The sequence below is a fragment of the Achromobacter sp. GbtcB20 genome (assembly GCF_019091095.1).
Taxonomy (GTDB): domain Bacteria; phylum Pseudomonadota; class Gammaproteobacteria; order Burkholderiales; family Burkholderiaceae_B; genus Achromobacter; species Achromobacter mucicolens.
In genome coordinates this window covers 100,404-115,546 of the sequence record NZ_JAGXJZ010000001.1, presented here as the reverse complement: position 1 = coordinate 115,546, position 15,143 = coordinate 100,404, and the positions used below count along the sequence as shown (strand labels likewise).

Genomic DNA, 15,143 nt, shown 5'->3' with positions numbered 1-15,143 from the left:
CCCAACCAGGAGCTCCCATCGTGCCCGCCAGCCCGCTGCCGCTTTATCACAAGGTCTATCTGCTGCTGAAGCAACGGCTGGAAGCGGGCGGATTCGCCACGGACAGCGCCATGCCGGGCGAAAACGCGCTGGCCGCCGAATACGGGGTGTCGCGCCTGACGATCCGGCGCTCGCTCGACGCGCTGGCGTCCGATGGCCTCATCGAGCGGCGTCAGGGGCGCGGGACCTTTGCCCTCGCGCCCGCCACGTTCGGGGCGCCGCAGCACGGCGCGGGCATCGACGCGCTGATGGCGCACCTGGCCCGCATGGGCATGCACACCCAGGTGCGCCTCCTGGAACTGGATACCGCGCCGGCCACGCCGCTGGTGGCCGCGCGCCTGGAACTACCGCCGGGCGCGCTTGTGCAGCGCGCCGTGCGCGTGCGCAGCCACGAAGGACAGCCGTTCTCGTACCTGACCACGTTCGTGCCGGACGACATCGGCCGGCGCATCCGCCGCAAGGACCTGGACGCCAAACCCCTGCTCGCCATCTTCCGAGATCTGGGCGTGCACGTGGCGCGGGCCGAGCAATCGATTTCGGCCGTGCTGGCCGAGCCCGGCGTTGCCGAGCTTCTGGACGTGCCGGTGGGGTCGGCTTTGCTCAGCCTGCATCGCGTGGTGCGCGATGCGTCCGGCCGGCCGGTGGAATGGCTGCATGCCCGCTATCGGCCGGACCGCTACGAATACCGCATGGACATGCAGGCGCACGACATGCCCGGCCAGCCCACGTGGCTGCCCGCGCCCGTCACCACGCCCCCGGATGGCGCCTGAACGCGGCAGACGGTGGCGGCTAGCGCAGCAGGCTGACCGTGGCCAGGCCCGCCGCCGTCAACGCCAGCGACCCGGCCAGGCTGAATCCGGCGTAGCCCAGCGCGCTGACGTAGGCCCCGCGTTCCAGCATCGCCACGGTTTCCGCCGAAAAGGTCGAGAACGTGGTCAGTCCACCCATGAAACCCGTGATGGCCCCCAGCCGCACCCAGGCCGGCCATTCCGGGTGCCCGGCCACCAGCGCCAGCGCCACACCCACCAGGTAGCCGCCCGCAAGATTCACCGCCAGCGTGCCCCACGGCCAGGAGCCGGCATTGAGCCACAGGCCCATCAGCCAGCGGGCCCAGGCGCCCAACATGGCGCCCAGGCCCACGGCCAGGAAATTCAGGGGAACCAGCGTTTGATAAGCGGACATGGAGCTCAGGCGTTGCCGTGTTGTTTGAGACGCAGGGAAAAGACCAGCAGCAGTATGCCGAAAAACACGGCGTAGATGCCGATGACCCACACCAGCGCCAGCGCGCCGGCGCCCGGCTGCATGATCAGCATGGCGCCGAAGATCACCGATACCAGCCCGGCCAGCCCCAGCAGCCATTCGTTGCGGATGGCCTTGCGAAAACGCACGGCGGCGATGATCTGAAACACGCCCGCCACGATCGCCCAGATGGCGATGATGTAGAGCAGGATCAGCGCGGTAAGGCCCGGCCACAGAAAGGTGACGATGCCGGCCGCCACGCCCAGCAGGCCCACGACGATCAGCGCCCACAGAGGCTTGCCGTTATCCCGGATGCGGAACCCGGCAATCAGCGCCAGCACGCCGTCCACCAGCGCGAAGGCGCCCCACACCAGCACCAGCGCCGACAAGGTGATGGCCGGCATGAACATGGCCATGAACCCAAACAGGATGGCGACGACGCCGCGAAGCGCCACCCACCCCCAATGACGACCGATTTGATCCACGACTTGCTGTTGCAGCATGACGACCTCCGGTGTTTGCAAAGGGTGGCCTATCTTATCCCCGCCGGGCAGCGCGCGCACCGGGCGGCACGCGTTCAGCTGTTGTTCAGGCTCGGCGCGGCAGCCATTTCGGCCCGAAATCGATTGAAATTTTCGCGTGCGCGGGGGCCGGTCTTTTTTAAGAGTAATTCTCATTAAATGTTAGAATCCGCCCCGCTTCCCGCCTCATATTCCATGGACACCCAACCCGTTCCCCGACGCCGCGCCTACTGGCTCAAGACCCTGCATCAGTGGCACTGGATCAGCGCTGCGCTCTGCATGGTGGCGATGCTGCTCTTCGCCGTGACGGGGCTGACCCTGAACAACGCGTCGCACATCGAATCGAAGGCCGTGGTGACCAGCCGCGAGGTCCGCCTGCCCGACGCCGCGCTCCAGCAGCTTGCCGCCACGCCCACGCAAAAGAAGGCGCCCCTGCCCGCCGCCGTCGCCGCCTGGCTGGACGACGCGCTGGACGCCTCGACGGCCGGCAGGCCCGCCGAATGGTCCGCCGGCGAGGTCTATCTGTCGCTGCCCCGCGCGGGCGGCGATGCCTGGCTGTCCATCGACCGCGCGAGCGGCGACGTGGAATACGAGCGCACCGACCGCGGCTGGATCTCGTACCTGAACGACCTGCACAAGGGCCGCAACACGGGCCTTGCCTGGAGCTGGTTCCTGGACATCTTTGCCGTCGCCTGTCTGGTGTTTTCGCTCACCGGCCTGGTGCTGCTCAAGATGCACGCCGGCAACCGCAGCGCGACCTGGCCGATGGTGGGCCTGGGTCTCGTGATTCCGCTGGTGCTGGCGCTGCTTTTCATCCATTGATTCCATCGATACGCCCTGGAGATTTCCATGCGCAAGTTGCTGTTGCCGGCGCTGCTCGCCGGCCTGATCGCCCGAACCGCCCACGCGGCAGACATCGGCCTGTCCATCGAGGTGCCGCGTCTGGACGTGGCCGAATACCACCGCCCTTACGTGGCGATCTGGATCGAGAACCCCGACCAGAGCGTGGCGGCCGACCTGGCGGTCTGGTACGACGTGGCCAAGAAAAACAACGAAGGCACCGAATGGCTCAAGGACATGCGCCAGTGGTGGCGCCGCAGCGGCCGCAACCAGCAGTTCCCGGTGGACGGGGTCAGCGGCGCGACCAAGCCCGTGGGCAAGCACGCGCTGTCCTTTGACGCGGCCAGCAAGCCCCTGGCGCAGCTAAAGCCCGGGCAGTACGCCGTGGTGGTCGAAGCCGCGCGCGAAGTGGGCGGCCGCGAACTGGTGCGCATCCCCTTCCAGTGGCCGCCGCAAAAGGCCGAGCAACTGGCCGCGCGCGGCGAACACGAACTGGGCGCCATCGCGCTCGACCTCAAACCCTGACCCTGTCCTAAAGGAACGCAACGATGAAAACCGCCGCCAAACTGGCCGCCGCGCTGGCGCTGTGCCTGCCCTTTGCCGCCCACGCGCATGACGTCTGGATCGTGCCGTCCTCCACCGTGCTGTCGGGCACCGATAGCTGGATCACCGTGGACGCCGCCGTCGGCAACGACAAGTTCTACTTCAACCACGCGCCGCTGCGCCTGGACGGCCTGACCGTGACCGCGCCGGACGGCAATGCCGCCGAAGCCGAGAACATCAATCGAGGCAAGCTGCGCAGCACCTTCGATCTGCAGCTCAAGCAGGCCGGCACCTACCGCGTGGCCGTGGTCAACGACGGCGTGTTCGCACGCTGGAAGGAAGACGGCAAGAACAAGCGCTATTTCGGCAAGGCCGACGGACTGGCGCAGGCCGTCCCGGCCAAGGCCGATGAGCTTGAAGTGTCGCAAAGCCTGGGCCGCGTCGAAACCTTCGTGACCGCGGGCAAGCCGTCGGCAGTCAAGCCCGTGGGCCGCGGCCTGGAGCTGGCGCCGGTGACGCACCCGAACGACCTCTTCACGGACGAAGCCGCCACGTTCCAGATGCTGCTCGACGGCCAGCCCGCCGCGGACCTGGACGTGACCGTCGTGCCCGGCGGCAGCCGCTATCGCGACAAGGTCGGCGAGATCGCGGTCAAGACCGGCAAGGACGGCAAGTTCTCGGTCAAGTGGCCGCAGCCCGGCCTGTACTGGATCGAAGCCGGCATGGAAGACGCCAAGGTCACCGTGCCGCAGGCCAAGAAGCGCCGCCTGTCGTACGCGGGCACCGTCGAAGTCCTGCAACCGTAAGGCAGCGGCGCGCGTGGCCAATGCCCCTTCCTATGCGCCGCGCGGCGCGGCGGCGCCCGCCGTTCGCATCGCCTATGGCGCGATGCCCGCGCACCCGGCCGCATTGGCCGGCGCCACCATGGGCACCACGTGGTCCGCGCGCATGGCGTTGCCCGCAGGCGTGGCCGACGCGGCGGCGCGGCAAGCCATCCAGGCCGCGCTGGACGAAGTGGTCGCGCAGATGAGCACATGGGAGGCGGACGCCGACATCAGCCGCTACAACCGCGCCGCGCCTGGCTGGCAGACGCTGCCGGCCGAATTCTTCCATGTGCTGCGCCATGCGCTGATGCTGGCCCAAGACAGCGGCGGCGCCTACGACCCCACCGTGGGACCGCTGGTCAATGCGTGGGGCTTCGGTCCGCACCAGCGCGCCTTCGAACCGCCCTCGCCCGCCGCCATCCAGGCGGCGCGCGAGCGCTGCGGCTGGCAACGTGTGCCGCTGGACGAAGACCGCGGCGCGGCGTGGCAGCCCGGCGGCGTGTATCTGGACCTGTCGTCCATCGCCAAGGGCTTCGGCGTGGACCGCGCGGCGATGGCGCTCGATGCCCTGGGCATCACCGATTACCTGGTCGAAGTCGGCGGCGAATTGCGCGCGCGAGGCAAACGCCCCGACGGACAGCCGTGGCGCGTGGCCATCGAGGTGCCGGACGCCAGCGACGACCATGCGCTGGCCTTGCCGCTGGAGAACTGCAGCATCGCCACGTCCGGCGACTACCGGCGCCACGCGGGCGACGGCGATGCGCGCTACGCCCATACCATCGACCCGCGCACCGGCCGGCCGGTGCGCCATGCGGTGGCGTCCGTGACGGTGCTGCATCCTGTCTGCATGCAGGCCGACGCGCTGGCCACCGTGCTGACGGTGCTGGGCGACACCGATGGACTGGCCTACGCGCGCCGCCATGGCCTCGCGGCGCTTTTCATTCTGCGCGGGGAAGACGCCTGGCGCGTCGTGGCCACGCCCCAGTTCGAGGCGCTGGCCCTTGCGCCCTGAATGCTGATGCCTCATACCCGGTTGATTGCAGCGGCGTGCGTGGTGCTGGCCTGGCTGCTGCTGTGCCTGTGGGCCTGGCGGCGCGCCCGTCGCCAAGACGCGCAACATGCAATGGCGCTGCAGGCCCTTGGCGCCCCCGCGCCCGAAGACGCCCTGCTGGTCGCCTATGCCAGCCAGACCGGCTATGCCGAATCCCTGGCCACGCAGACCGCGGAATCGCTGCGCGCCGGCGGCCTGACCGTGCGCGTCGCCTCGCTGGACCAATTGGATATTGCACGGCTGGCGGCGTACCGGCGCATGCTGTTCGTCGTCAGCACCTACGGCGAAGGCGATCCGCCCGACGCGGCGGCCGCCTTTGCCGGCATGATGCAAGCCACGCCGCACGGCGCCGCGCTGGCGGGCGCGCATTACGCCGTGCTGGCGCTGGGCGATAGTGAATACGCGCAGTTCTGCGGCTTCGGCCACCGGCTGGACGACTGGTTGCACGCGCACGGCGCGGCGCCGCTCTTCGACCTGGTCGAGGTGGACAACGACGACGCCGCCGCGCTGCGTCATTGGCAGCATCACCTGGGCTTGCTGGCGGGCCGCAGCGACCTGCCCGACTGGGAAGCGCCGGCATACGACACCTGGCGCCTGGCCGGCCGGACGTTGCTCAATCCCGATAGCCAGGGCGGCCCCTGCTACCTGCTGACGCTGACGCCGCCTGCCGGCAGCCCCGCGGCATGGCAGGCGGGGGACATCGCCGAGATCGGCCCCCGGCGCGAACGCGGCGGCGAATTGCAGGCGCATCGCGAATACTCCATCGCTTCATTGCCCGCTGACGGCGCCATCGAACTGCTGGTGCGCCAGATGCGCGGCGCGGACGGCGCGCTGGGGCTGGGCAGCGGTTGGCTCACGCACATTGCGCAGCCCGGCGACGACATCGCGCTGCGCGTGCGCGCCAACCGCAATTTCCATCCGCCCGAGGACGGCCGCCCGCTGATCCTGATCGGCAATGGCACGGGCTTGGCCGGCCTGCGCGCGCTCATCAAGGCGCGCCGCGCGGCCGGCCACCTTCGCAATTGGCTGGTTTTTGGCGAGCGCAATGGTGCTCACGACCGGTTCTGCGGCGACGAGATCGACGCGTGGTTGCAAGACGGCACGTTGGCGCGCGTGGATTGGGTGTTTTCGCGCGACCAGGCCGAACGCCGCTACGTGCAGCATTGCCTGCGCGAACAGGCCGGCGCCCTGCGCGACTGGGTGGACGCAGGGGCCGCCGTGTATGTCTGCGGCAGCCTGCAAGGCATGGCGGGCGGCGTGGATGCCGCGCTGCGCGAGATCGTGGGCGAGGACCGCCTGCAGGCGCTGCAGCATGCCGGGGGCTACCGGCGCGACGTGTACTGAACGCGCGCCGGATTGCCCGGACCGGTTACTGCAGCTTGATCTGCGCGCGGTCGATCACCGTCTTCCAGCGATCGCGTTCGGTGCTGATCTGCTCGCCAAACTGCGCCGGCGTGTTGCCCAACGGAAACGCGCCCGTCTCTTCCATCTTTGCGGCGGTCGCCGGGTCGCGCACCGCACGGGCAAAGGCATCGGCCAGCTTGTCGCGCACGTCGGCCGGCATGTTGGCCGGACCCACCACGCCGTACCAGGCCGTCACGTCGTAATCCTTGTAGCCTTGCTCGGCAAAGGTCGGCACGTCCGGCAGGCGCGGGTTGCGCGCCGTGCCGGTGATCGCCAGCGCCTTTAGATGATTGCTCTTGACGTAGGGCAGCGACGACGGGAAATTGTCGAAGATCACCGGCACCACGCCGCCCACCGTGTCGGTCAGCGCAGGCGCCGAACCGCGGTACGAAATGCTGTTCATCTTGCCGCCGATGATCTGCAGGAACCAGATCATGCCCAGGTCGTTCACGCCGCCCGCCCCCGCATTGGCGTAGCCGTCCTTGCCGGGATTGGCGCGCACGTGAGTCACGAATTCGGCCAGCGTCTTGGCCGGAAAATTCGGATTCACGCTGAGGATGTTGGGGCTGGTCACCAGGTTGCTGATGGGCGTGAAGTCCTTGACCGGGTCATAAGCCAGGTTGGGAAACAGGTGCGGCGCCGTGCCGTGCGTGCTGACGGTGGCCAGCCCCACGGTGTAGCCGTCCGGCTTGGCGCGCGCCGTGGCGGTCATGCCGATGGTGCCCGACGCGCCGGTGCGGTTTTCGACCACGATCTGCTGGCCCAGGATCTCGCCCGCCTTGGCGGCCGCCACGCGGCCGACGATATCCGTGGGGCCGCCGGCCGGGAACGGCACGATCAGAGTGATCGGACGATCGGGAAAAGCAGCATGGGCGGCCGGCATCGCGGCGGCCAGCGCCAGGACGGCGCAAGTCTTGCGGAACATGATGGTGGATCTCCTGGAACGGCTGTTGTTATGAAAGGGGTTGCGCCGCGGCCGGATCGCGGCGAAGGATGCGGCCGGGCCGCGGCATGTTCGGCGCGGTGGGATATACCGGTGTGCCATTGACCAGCACATGCGCCACGCCATCGGACGCCAGCGTCGGCGCCTCCCACGTGGCGCGGTCGATCACCGTCTCGGCATCGAACACCACGATGTCGGCCCACGCGCCCACGGCGATCCGGCCGCGGTCCGTCAGGCCGAAAACGCGTGCGGGCAATGCGGTCATCTTGGCCACGGCCGCCTCCAGCGTCACCAGACGGGCCTCGCGCACATATCTGCCCAGGACCCGCGTGAAGCTGCCCCACAGCCGGGGATGCGGATGCGCGTCGTTCGGCAGGCCGTCGGAGCCCACCATGCAGCACTCGTGCTGGAAGATGCGGCGCACTTCGTTCTCGTCCATCGCGAAGTAGATCGCGCCCGCCGGGCACAACCGTTCGGCCGCCGTCGTCTTGTCGCACCCCCAACGCGCGGCGATATCGCTCAGGTATTCGCCGTTGCACTCGGGATGCGGGACCGACCACGTGATGCGAATGTCGTCGATGGTGTCGGCGCGCTCGGGGATCAGGATGGTCGAGCTGCCGGGATACGGATAGATGTCCAGCGCCACGTCCACGCCCTCGGCACGGGCGCGGTCGATGTTGGCAAGCGTGGCGGCGCTTTTGCCCCAATTGCGCGGCATCATGCACTTGTGATGCGACAGCACGGTGGCGCAACCGGTGTTGCGGCCGATGCTCAGCACCTCGTCCACGGCGGCCTCGACCGCGTCGCCCTCGTTGCGGATATGGCTGGTGTGCATCGCGCCCCGTGCCGCCGCCACGCGGGCCAGGCCTTCCAGTTCGGGCGGTTGCGCCACGCCCCCTGGCTGATAGGCCAGGCCGGTGCTAAAGCCCACCGCGCCGGCGTCCAGCGCGTCGGCCAGCATGCGCTGCATGGATTCCTGTTCGGCAGGGGTCGGTTGCGCCGCAGGGTCGCGCATCGCGGCAAGGCGCAGGTTCGCGTGCCCCACCAGCGCGGCCACATTGATCACCGGCTGGCGCTCGCGCAATTCGTCGAAGTAGGCCTGCATGCTGGCGAATAACGGCGTCTCGCCCAGCAGCGCCAGCGCGGCCGCGGTATTGCCGGGCAGCGGTGCGGGCGCGCCGCTTACCCCACAGTTGCCCACCACCACCGACGTGACGCCCTGGCTGGTTTTCCAGGCAAGGTCCGGCTTTTCCACGAACATCAGATCGTCATGGCCATGCACGTCGATGAAGCCAGGCGCCACGATCTTGCCGGCAGCGTCCACGCGCCGGGCGGCCTTGACTGCCGACAGGTCGCCGATAGCCACGATGCGTTCACCCGCCACGCCCACGTCGGCGCGCTGGCGCGGACCGCCCAGCCCGTCGATGAGCCAGCCGCCTTCGATGATCAGATCCAGAGTGCCCTGCATGGTGTTCCTGCCTTGATGAAGGCCCTAGTATCGTCGGCGCGATCAATCTGGAAAAATTGTTTTTATTGATCCATCTATCGCGTTTTGAAATGCATCGTCTACCCAAGCACGTCACGTTGAAGCACCTGACCGCGTTCGTCGCGGTGGCGCAGGAATCCAGTTTCACGCACGCCGCCAAACGCCTGTTCCAGACGCAGTCGTCGGTTACCAGCCTGGTGCGCCAGCTTGAAGACGCGCTCGGCACGCAGCTCTTCGCGCGCACCAGCCGGCGCGTGCTGCTGACCCCGGCTGGTGAGGAATTCCTGCCGCGCGTCATGCGGCTGCTGGCCGATTTTGACGGCGTGATCGAGGACGTGGTGCGTTTTGGCGCGCTGGAACGCGGGCGGGTGGGCGTGGCCGCCGCGCCGTCCGCCATCACGCAGCTCATCGCGCCAGCGGCCGCCGTGTTCGCGGCGCAGTATCCTGCGGTGCGCGTGTATCTCAGCGACGACAACTCCGGCCGCATCCAGCGCAAGGTGGCCGCGCGCGAGGTCGATTTTGGCCTGACCAGCCGCTGGGCCGACGCGCCCGGACTGCAGTTCGACGCCTTGCTGGAGGACCGCTTTGGCGTGCTATACCGGCAGGACGACGCCAGCCTGCGCCCGGGCCGCGACGGCGCGATGCGCTGGTCCGATCTGGCCGGCCGCAAGCTGGTGGGTGTGGTGGATGAAACAGGGATCATGGCGCTGTTGCGCGCCCGCGCGGACCTGCCGATCGAGGCCGCGGCGCCGTTCTACGAAGCGTCCAGCACCACGTCGCAGGCGGCGCTGGTCAAGGCGGGAATGGGGGTGGCGCTGCTGCCGGCATTGGCTGCGCAGCGCGTCATGGAACCGGGCCTGGCCTACGCGTTGCTGGCGCGCCCGACCGTGGTGCGCACGCTGTGCATCATCCGCAACAAGGAATACCCGTTGAGTCCGGCGGCACAGGCATTGATCGCGGCCATCCACGACTACCTGCGAACGGCCCCACTCCCCCCGGGCTGCCGCCGACTATCTGCGGGGCGGCAGAAGCACTAATCGCGCCAATAGGTGTCTGACACCCTCACTTCGCGCGCAGCTTTTCCTCCAGCGCAGCCAATCCCGCCGCGAACACGTTCTGTCCCACGGCCTCGGCCACATCGCTGAGCCGCGCGCCTTCCACGCGGAAGTCGGCCCACCACTGCACCAGCGTGCCGCCGCCCTCGGTGATGGGGTGCAGCGATACGCCCGCGACGTAGTCGCGCATGGGCAGGTCGGTTTCGATGATCGAGTACCGCAGTGCGGTGTTGGGATCGTCCAGCATCAGCAGCTGCTCACGCACGAAGCCGGACGGCTTGAGCGTCAGGTGCCGCACCGAGCCCACGGCGTCGTGGCGGCCGCCCTCTTCCAGGCGGCTTTGCGCCACGCCGGGATGCCAGCCCCCAAGACCATTGAAGTCGCGGAACAACGGCCAGACCTTGTCCAGCGGCGCGTTGACGATGGCGGTGATGTGTACGGTGTGCGGCATACGGGCTCCGGCGGACGCGATGCGCGTCGAATCAGGGGGAAACTGCGGCAATGCGGATCAGAAGGTCAGGTTCTTGAATTCACGCGTGGCGGCCGTCAGGGCCTGTTCGGTCGGCAGGCGCTCCATCGAGCTGGCGCCGTAGAAGCCGTGGCAATGCTTGCAGGCGCGCAGCACGTACGCGGCATCCTCGGGCATTGCAATCGGACCGCCATGGCAAAGCACGATGATATCCGGGCGCACGGCCAGCGCGGCCTCGGCAATACGGTCGATGGCGCCCACGCAATCGTCCAAGGTCAGGGCAGTTTCGGCGCCGATGGACCCGCCGGTGGTCAGGCCCATGTGCGCCACGATGATGTCCGCGCCCGCGCGGGCCATCGCCACCGCATCGTCCTCGTTAAAGACATACGGCGTCGTCAGCATTCCCTTCTGGTGCGCCAGGCGGATCATGTCCACTTCCAGCGCGTACCCCATCCCCGTCTCTTCAAGATTGGCGCGGAAGTTGCCGTCGATGAGGCCGACGGTGGGAAAGTTCTGCACGCCGGCGAAGCCCTGGCGTTTCAGATCGTCCAGGAAGACATCGAAATCGCAGAAGGGGTCTGTGCCGTTCACGCCGGCCAGCACCGGCGTCTTCTTGACCACCGGCAGCACTTCGCGGCCCATGTCCACGACGATCTCGTTGGCGTTGCCGTAGGCCAGGAGGCCCGCGAGCGAGCCGCGGCCGGCCATGCGGTAGCGGCCCGAGTTGTAGATCACGATAAGGTCGATGCCGCCTGCTTCCTCGCACTTGGCCGACAGCCCGGTGCCCGCGCCCCCGCCCACGATGGGCGTGCGGGCGCGCACCATGGCGCGAAACTTGTCCAGCAGTTCGTGACGGTCAAAACGCGGCATGGCGGCAATCCTCAATGTGCGGCAATTTCAAGAAAGTGGTCGACCGCCGTTTTCGCGAACAGCGGATCGTTGATGTGGCAAGGCACGCGGATCAGCCGGCGGTCTGCCGTCTGCCGCAGGTTGGCTTCAAGCGCGGCAAACAGCGCGGCATCGGCCTCGGGGTCCCAAAACGCCTGGCCCGGCGCGTCCAGCGCGGACACGCCACCCTCGGGGATCAGGAAACGCACCGGCCCGTCGCAGCGGTTCAGCCGGTCGGCAATCCATTCGCCCTGCCGGGTGTTTTCCTCGGCGGTCGTGCGCATCAGCGTGACCTGCGGGTTGTGCGGGTAGAACAGCCGGCTGCGGTAGCGCTCGGGCACCGTGTCCATCGCGCCGAAATTGACCATGTCCAGCGCACCGCACGAGCCAACATACGGCGCGCCCGTGCGCGCCACCGCGCCGAAGCGGTCTTCAGTGCACGCCAGCACGCCGCCGAACAGCAGATCGCAGACCTCGGTGGTGGTCAGGTCCAGCACGCCCGCCAGCAGGCGGCTGTCCAGCAGCTTTTCCATCGACTGGCCGCCCGTGCCCGTGGCATGAAACACCAGGCAGTCGAACTGCGATTCCAGCAGTGGCGTGACCTGTTGCACGCAGGCGGTGGTGACGCCGAACATGGTGATGCCCACGGCGGGCCGGCCGTCGCCGGCGGCCGCATTCGCCGCCTGGCGGAACGCGCCGCCGATCGCCCCTGCCGCATTGGCCAGCACGCGGCGCGAAATTCGGTTCAGGCCCGCCACGTCGGTCACGGAATACATCATCGCGATGTCGGACGGTCCCACATAGGGTGCGACATTGCCCGAGGCCATCGTGGACACCATCACTTTGGGCGTGCCGATGGGCAGCGCGCGCATCGCGGGCGTGATGAGCGCGGTGCCGCCCGATCCGCCAAGGCCCAGCAGCGCGCCGATCTCGGCGTTGCCGGCGGCATAACGCTCGAACGCCAACGCCATGGCCGCGATGGCCGAGCCCCGGTCGCCGGTGAAGACCGCGCCAGCGCCCTCCGGATGGCTGCGCGCGATCTCCTGCGCCGAGACGTTGGCGGCGCTGGGCGCGCCCGAGGTCGACACGTCCACCGACACCACGTCCAGCCCGTCGCGCCGGAGCACTTCCACCACGTATTCGGCCTCGTGGCCCTTGGTGTCGTAGGTCGCGGCCACAAACACCCGCTGCTTGGTATGCGTCATGACTCCTCCGCGGGCGGCTACACTCCGTGCGCGCCTCGATATGTGAGGCCAAAGGCCTGTAGAATCCAGAAATGAGACGAAAGAATCATAATGAGACATCTGTCTCACGTCAATCCGACTCCCCTGTCCGCAAGGGGCACGCGTCCGCAGGCGGCGCCAAGCTGATCGCCCCGGCCAGCCCGCAGGCGGCCGCCAGCGGCGAACCGCCCCACGGGCCGCGCGCCCGGATGCGCAAGACGCTGCTCGAGGCCGCCCAGCAATTGATGGCGCAAGGCGTCACGCCGTCCGTCGCCGAACTGGCCGAGCACGCCCGCGTCTCGCGCGCCACCGCCTACCGCTATTTCCCCAGCCAGAGCGCGCTGATCGCGGCCGTGGTGGACGAAAGCCTGGGTCCCATCCTCGCCTGGAATTCCGATGCGCCCGACGCCGCGGCCCGTGTCGACGAGCTGCTGCGATTCGCCTATCCGCGGCTGGAGGCCCACGAAGCACCCTTGCGCGCCGCCATCCTGGTGTCGCTGCAACAGCACGCGCAAGCCAGCGCCGGCAAGGCCGACGCCGAGCCCCGGCTGGTGCGCGGCCATCGGGTCGACATCCTGAAACGCGCCATCGCCCCGCTTGCCGCCGACCTGACGCCGGCACAACAGGAGCGCGTCGCGCAGGCGCTGTCGCTGGTATACGGCACCGAGGTGTTCCTGGTGCTCAAGGACATCTGGAAACTGGACCTGCCCGGCGTCACCGACGTCGTGCGCTGGACCGCCAACGCCATCATCACCCAAGCCTTGGCCGAAGCCAAAGCCGGCAAAAAATAGGCCGGCCCGGACAGCGCACCAGATCCGCGTCCGCGCCCGCCGCTGTCATTCCCACGTCATTCCCCGCCCGCATAGTGGCGCGCTTCGCGGCAGTGCGTGTTGCACGCCGCCATGACGTTGGAGTGTTGTAGATGCAGTTCGAAGTATCCCGCCTGCGGCGAGCCCTCATGCCTTTGTCGCTGGCTTGCGTGACCCTGTTGAGCGCTTGCGGCGGCAGCGATGACGATGACGAAGTCGCCCCCGAACCGGCGCCTCCCGTCGTGACCGATCCCACGCCGCCCGCCGAGCAGCCCAAGCCGGTCGAGACGGGCGCGTGGTCCACGGGCGACCTGCACGTGCATACGTTCCAGTCGGACGACGCCCAGGTCAGCCTGGAAAGCGCGCTGGACCAGGCGTTCGACCGCTACAAGCTGGATTGGGCCGCGATCTCGAATCACCTGCGCCTGTCCGCGCGCGACCATACGGGCGTGAACCTGGCGGGCGGCTCGATCCCGTTTTCGCAAGGCATGGCGCAATACGAGGTGCCCTTCATCAAGCAGGCGCAGGCCGCGGGCCGCTACGCCGGCAAGATCATCTTCTCGTCGTTCGAATGGGACATGCCCACGCACGACCACGTCAACATCGGCATCGGCTACAACGATCCGCAGTCGGCCAAGTCGCTGGAGGCGGTTGCCGAGTTCGAATACCTGTTCACCAACCGCGATCCCAACCTGTTCGACCCGCTGCTGGTTTCGCGACTGTCCGGCGAGACGCGCGCCTACACCACGCACGCCGACGCGCTGGCCGCGCTGAAGTGGTTGCGCGACAAGCACCCCGACAGCTACATGCTGCTGAACCATCCCTCGCGTTACGCGGGCAAATACACCATCGCCCAACTGCGCGAGATGAACGACCTGGCGCCCACCGTCTTCTTCGCCATCGAAGGCATGGTCGGCAACCAGATGGAACCGGACCGCGGCGGTTACGCCACCGCGTACACCACGGCCTTCCTGCCCAACCGCACTTATGGCGGCACGGACTACCTGGTCGCGCACCTGGGCGGCACGTGGGACGCGCTGCTGGGCGAAGGCCGGCGCATCTGGAACGTGGCGGATTCGGACTATCACTTCCGCACGGCCTCGGGCCTGTACAGCAGCGGCTACGCGCCCGGCGAATACAGCAAGACGCACGTCTGGAAAGACGGTGACGACATGGCGGCGGTGGTGGCCGGCCTGAAGAGCGGCCGCATGTTCGGCGTCTTCGGAGACCTGATCGACGCGCTGGAGTTCCAGGCCAAGGGCTTGGCTGGCGCCGCGCACATGGGCGGCGAGCTGAAGGTGGCCAAGGGTGAAAAAGTGGAAGTCACCATCCGCTTTCGCAGCCCCGACAGCAACAACTACGAGTACCCGATCGAAAGCGGCAATCCGACCTACGTGAAGCCCACCGTGCATCACGTGGACCTCATCGTGGGCGACGTGACCGAACGCGCCCAGGCAGGCACGCCGGAATACGATGCCGACACCAATCCCACGACGCGCGTGCTGGCCCGCTTCACCAAGGCGGACTGGAAGGTGGACGACGAAGGCTACAACGTCATCACCACCACGATCACCGCCGACAAGAGCCAGTACCTGCGCCTGCGCGGCACCAATCTTGGCGTGGACGTGGCCGGCGAAACCGCAGCAGGCGAACCGCTGCCGGACGCCAAGATCGACCTGGCCGACAACGCGGCGCGCTTTAACGCGATCAACGCGCGCAACTACAACGACCTGTGGTTCTATTCGAACCCGGTGTTCGTGACCGTCGAAAACTGATCTGATCGACTCGCCTACGCCACCCTATTCGGCG

General features: G+C 68.1%; 16 protein-coding genes. 9 read left to right on the top strand and 7 right to left on the bottom strand.

Going from position 1 to position 15,143, the window contains the following annotated elements; translation table 11 throughout:
- Positions 1–20 precede the first annotated feature (20 nt).
- Positions 21–809: a GntR family transcriptional regulator gene (locus KVT32_RS00555; RefSeq protein WP_152384828.1), complete on the top strand. Its 789-nt coding sequence runs from the start codon at positions 21–23 to the stop codon at positions 807–809.
- 19 nt (positions 810–828) lie between these two features.
- Here the strand turns inward: KVT32_RS00555 and crcB are convergent, their stop codons facing one another.
- Positions 829–1,221 carry a fluoride efflux transporter CrcB gene (gene crcB / locus KVT32_RS00550; RefSeq protein ID WP_063953813.1) on the bottom strand — a complete coding sequence of 131 codons (393 nt, stop codon included), beginning with the start codon at positions 1,219–1,221 and terminating at the stop codon, positions 829–831.
- Positions 1,222–1,226: 5 nt separating this feature from the next.
- On the bottom strand, positions 1,227–1,781 hold the full coding sequence (locus KVT32_RS00545; protein ID WP_152384829.1) for an HdeD family acid-resistance protein: 555 nt from the start codon (positions 1,779–1,781) through the stop codon (positions 1,227–1,229).
- Between the two features lie 213 nt (positions 1,782–1,994).
- Here KVT32_RS00545 and KVT32_RS00540 point away from each other — a divergent pair, with 213 nt between their 5' ends.
- From KVT32_RS00540 to KVT32_RS00520, 5 genes are read left to right on the top strand one after another with little or no spacing between them, the layout of a single operon-like run.
- Positions 1,995–2,621 (top strand): PepSY-associated TM helix domain-containing protein, encoded by a 627-nt coding sequence (locus KVT32_RS00540; RefSeq protein ID WP_217617500.1) that lies wholly within the window; start codon positions 1,995–1,997, stop codon positions 2,619–2,621.
- Between the two features lie 27 nt (positions 2,622–2,648).
- Complete coding sequence (locus tag KVT32_RS00535) at positions 2,649–3,164, top strand: DUF2271 domain-containing protein (RefSeq protein ID WP_056324163.1); 516 nt, start codon at positions 2,649–2,651, stop codon at positions 3,162–3,164.
- Positions 3,165–3,187: 23 nt separating this feature from the next.
- Positions 3,188–3,988, top strand: coding sequence for a DUF4198 domain-containing protein (locus KVT32_RS00530; protein ID WP_142054614.1), 801 nt, complete (start codon positions 3,188–3,190; stop codon positions 3,986–3,988).
- A 13-nt stretch (positions 3,989–4,001) separates the two neighbouring features.
- Positions 4,002–5,018, top strand: coding sequence for an FAD:protein FMN transferase (locus KVT32_RS00525; RefSeq protein ID WP_152384831.1), 1,017 nt, complete (start codon positions 4,002–4,004; stop codon positions 5,016–5,018).
- 6 nt (positions 5,019–5,024) lie between these two features.
- Positions 5,025–6,401, top strand: coding sequence for a sulfite reductase subunit alpha (locus KVT32_RS00520; RefSeq protein WP_217617499.1), 1,377 nt, complete (start codon positions 5,025–5,027; stop codon positions 6,399–6,401).
- Positions 6,402–6,426: 25 nt separating this feature from the next.
- Here KVT32_RS00520 and KVT32_RS00515 read toward each other — a convergent pair whose 3' ends face one another.
- Entirely contained in the window at positions 6,427–7,386 is a 960-nt protein-coding gene (locus tag KVT32_RS00515) for a tripartite tricarboxylate transporter substrate binding protein BugE (RefSeq protein ID WP_217617498.1), read from the bottom strand.
- A 28-nt stretch (positions 7,387–7,414) separates the two neighbouring features.
- Positions 7,415–8,872, bottom strand: coding sequence for an amidohydrolase family protein (locus KVT32_RS00510; RefSeq protein ID WP_217617497.1), 1,458 nt, complete (start codon positions 8,870–8,872; stop codon positions 7,415–7,417).
- 89 nt (positions 8,873–8,961) lie between these two features.
- Between KVT32_RS00510 and KVT32_RS00505 the strand changes: the two genes are divergently transcribed.
- Positions 8,962–9,927, top strand: a complete 966-nt coding sequence (locus KVT32_RS00505) for a LysR family transcriptional regulator (RefSeq protein WP_217617496.1) — start codon at positions 8,962–8,964, stop codon at positions 9,925–9,927.
- 25 nt (positions 9,928–9,952) lie between these two features.
- Here the strand turns inward: KVT32_RS00505 and KVT32_RS00500 are convergent, their stop codons facing one another.
- Genes KVT32_RS00500 through KVT32_RS00490 form a run of 3 tightly spaced genes read right to left on the bottom strand, consistent with a single transcriptional unit; the run spans position 9,953 to position 12,507 of the window.
- Positions 9,953–10,396, bottom strand: coding sequence for an SRPBCC family protein (locus tag KVT32_RS00500; protein ID WP_152384835.1), 444 nt, complete (start codon positions 10,394–10,396; stop codon positions 9,953–9,955).
- Positions 10,397–10,453: 57 nt separating this feature from the next.
- Positions 10,454–11,284, bottom strand: coding sequence for a phosphoenolpyruvate hydrolase family protein (locus KVT32_RS00495; protein ID WP_056324151.1), 831 nt, complete (start codon positions 11,282–11,284; stop codon positions 10,454–10,456).
- 11 nt (positions 11,285–11,295) lie between these two features.
- Entirely contained in the window at positions 11,296–12,507 is a 1,212-nt protein-coding gene (locus KVT32_RS00490) for a Tm-1-like ATP-binding domain-containing protein (protein ID WP_217617495.1), read from the bottom strand.
- Between the two features lie 161 nt (positions 12,508–12,668).
- Between KVT32_RS00490 and KVT32_RS00485 the strand changes: the two genes are divergently transcribed.
- Both KVT32_RS00485 and KVT32_RS00480 read left to right on the top strand, forming a co-directional pair.
- Positions 12,669–13,316 (top strand): TetR/AcrR family transcriptional regulator, encoded by a 648-nt coding sequence (locus KVT32_RS00485; RefSeq protein WP_062840786.1) that lies wholly within the window; start codon positions 12,669–12,671, stop codon positions 13,314–13,316.
- Between the two features lie 131 nt (positions 13,317–13,447).
- On the top strand, positions 13,448–15,109 hold the full coding sequence (locus tag KVT32_RS00480) for an S-layer protein (RefSeq protein WP_217617494.1): 1,662 nt from the start codon (positions 13,448–13,450) through the stop codon (positions 15,107–15,109).
- The last annotated feature ends 34 nt before the right edge of the window (positions 15,110–15,143 follow it).

Bases quoted from the DNA above. Each gene is read 5' to 3' on its own strand.
- crcB (WP_063953813.1), bottom strand. From the start codon at position 1,221: ATGTCCGCTTATCAAACGCTGGTTCCCCTGAATTTCCTGGCCGTGGGC.
- KVT32_RS00545 (WP_152384829.1), bottom strand. From the start codon at position 1,781: ATGCTGCAACAGCAAGTCGTGGATCAAATCGGTCGTCATTGGGGGTGG.
- KVT32_RS00540 (WP_217617500.1), top strand. From the start codon at position 1,995: ATGGACACCCAACCCGTTCCCCGACGCCGCGCCTACTGGCTCAAGACC.
- KVT32_RS00535 (WP_056324163.1), top strand. From the start codon at position 2,649: ATGCGCAAGTTGCTGTTGCCGGCGCTGCTCGCCGGCCTGATCGCCCGA.
- KVT32_RS00530 (WP_142054614.1), top strand. From the start codon at position 3,188: ATGAAAACCGCCGCCAAACTGGCCGCCGCGCTGGCGCTGTGCCTGCCC.
- KVT32_RS00520 (WP_217617499.1), top strand. From the start codon at position 5,025: ATGCCTCATACCCGGTTGATTGCAGCGGCGTGCGTGGTGCTGGCCTGG.
- KVT32_RS00515 (WP_217617498.1), bottom strand. From the start codon at position 7,386: ATGTTCCGCAAGACTTGCGCCGTCCTGGCGCTGGCCGCCGCGATGCCG.
- KVT32_RS00510 (WP_217617497.1), bottom strand. From the start codon at position 8,872: ATGCAGGGCACTCTGGATCTGATCATCGAAGGCGGCTGGCTCATCGAC.
- KVT32_RS00505 (WP_217617496.1), top strand. From the start codon at position 8,962: ATGCATCGTCTACCCAAGCACGTCACGTTGAAGCACCTGACCGCGTTC.
- KVT32_RS00500 (WP_152384835.1), bottom strand. From the start codon at position 10,396: ATGCCGCACACCGTACACATCACCGCCATCGTCAACGCGCCGCTGGAC.
- KVT32_RS00495 (WP_056324151.1), bottom strand. From the start codon at position 11,284: ATGCCGCGTTTTGACCGTCACGAACTGCTGGACAAGTTTCGCGCCATG.
- KVT32_RS00490 (WP_217617495.1), bottom strand. From the start codon at position 12,507: ATGACGCATACCAAGCAGCGGGTGTTTGTGGCCGCGACCTACGACACC.
- KVT32_RS00480 (WP_217617494.1), top strand. From the start codon at position 13,448: ATGCAGTTCGAAGTATCCCGCCTGCGGCGAGCCCTCATGCCTTTGTCG.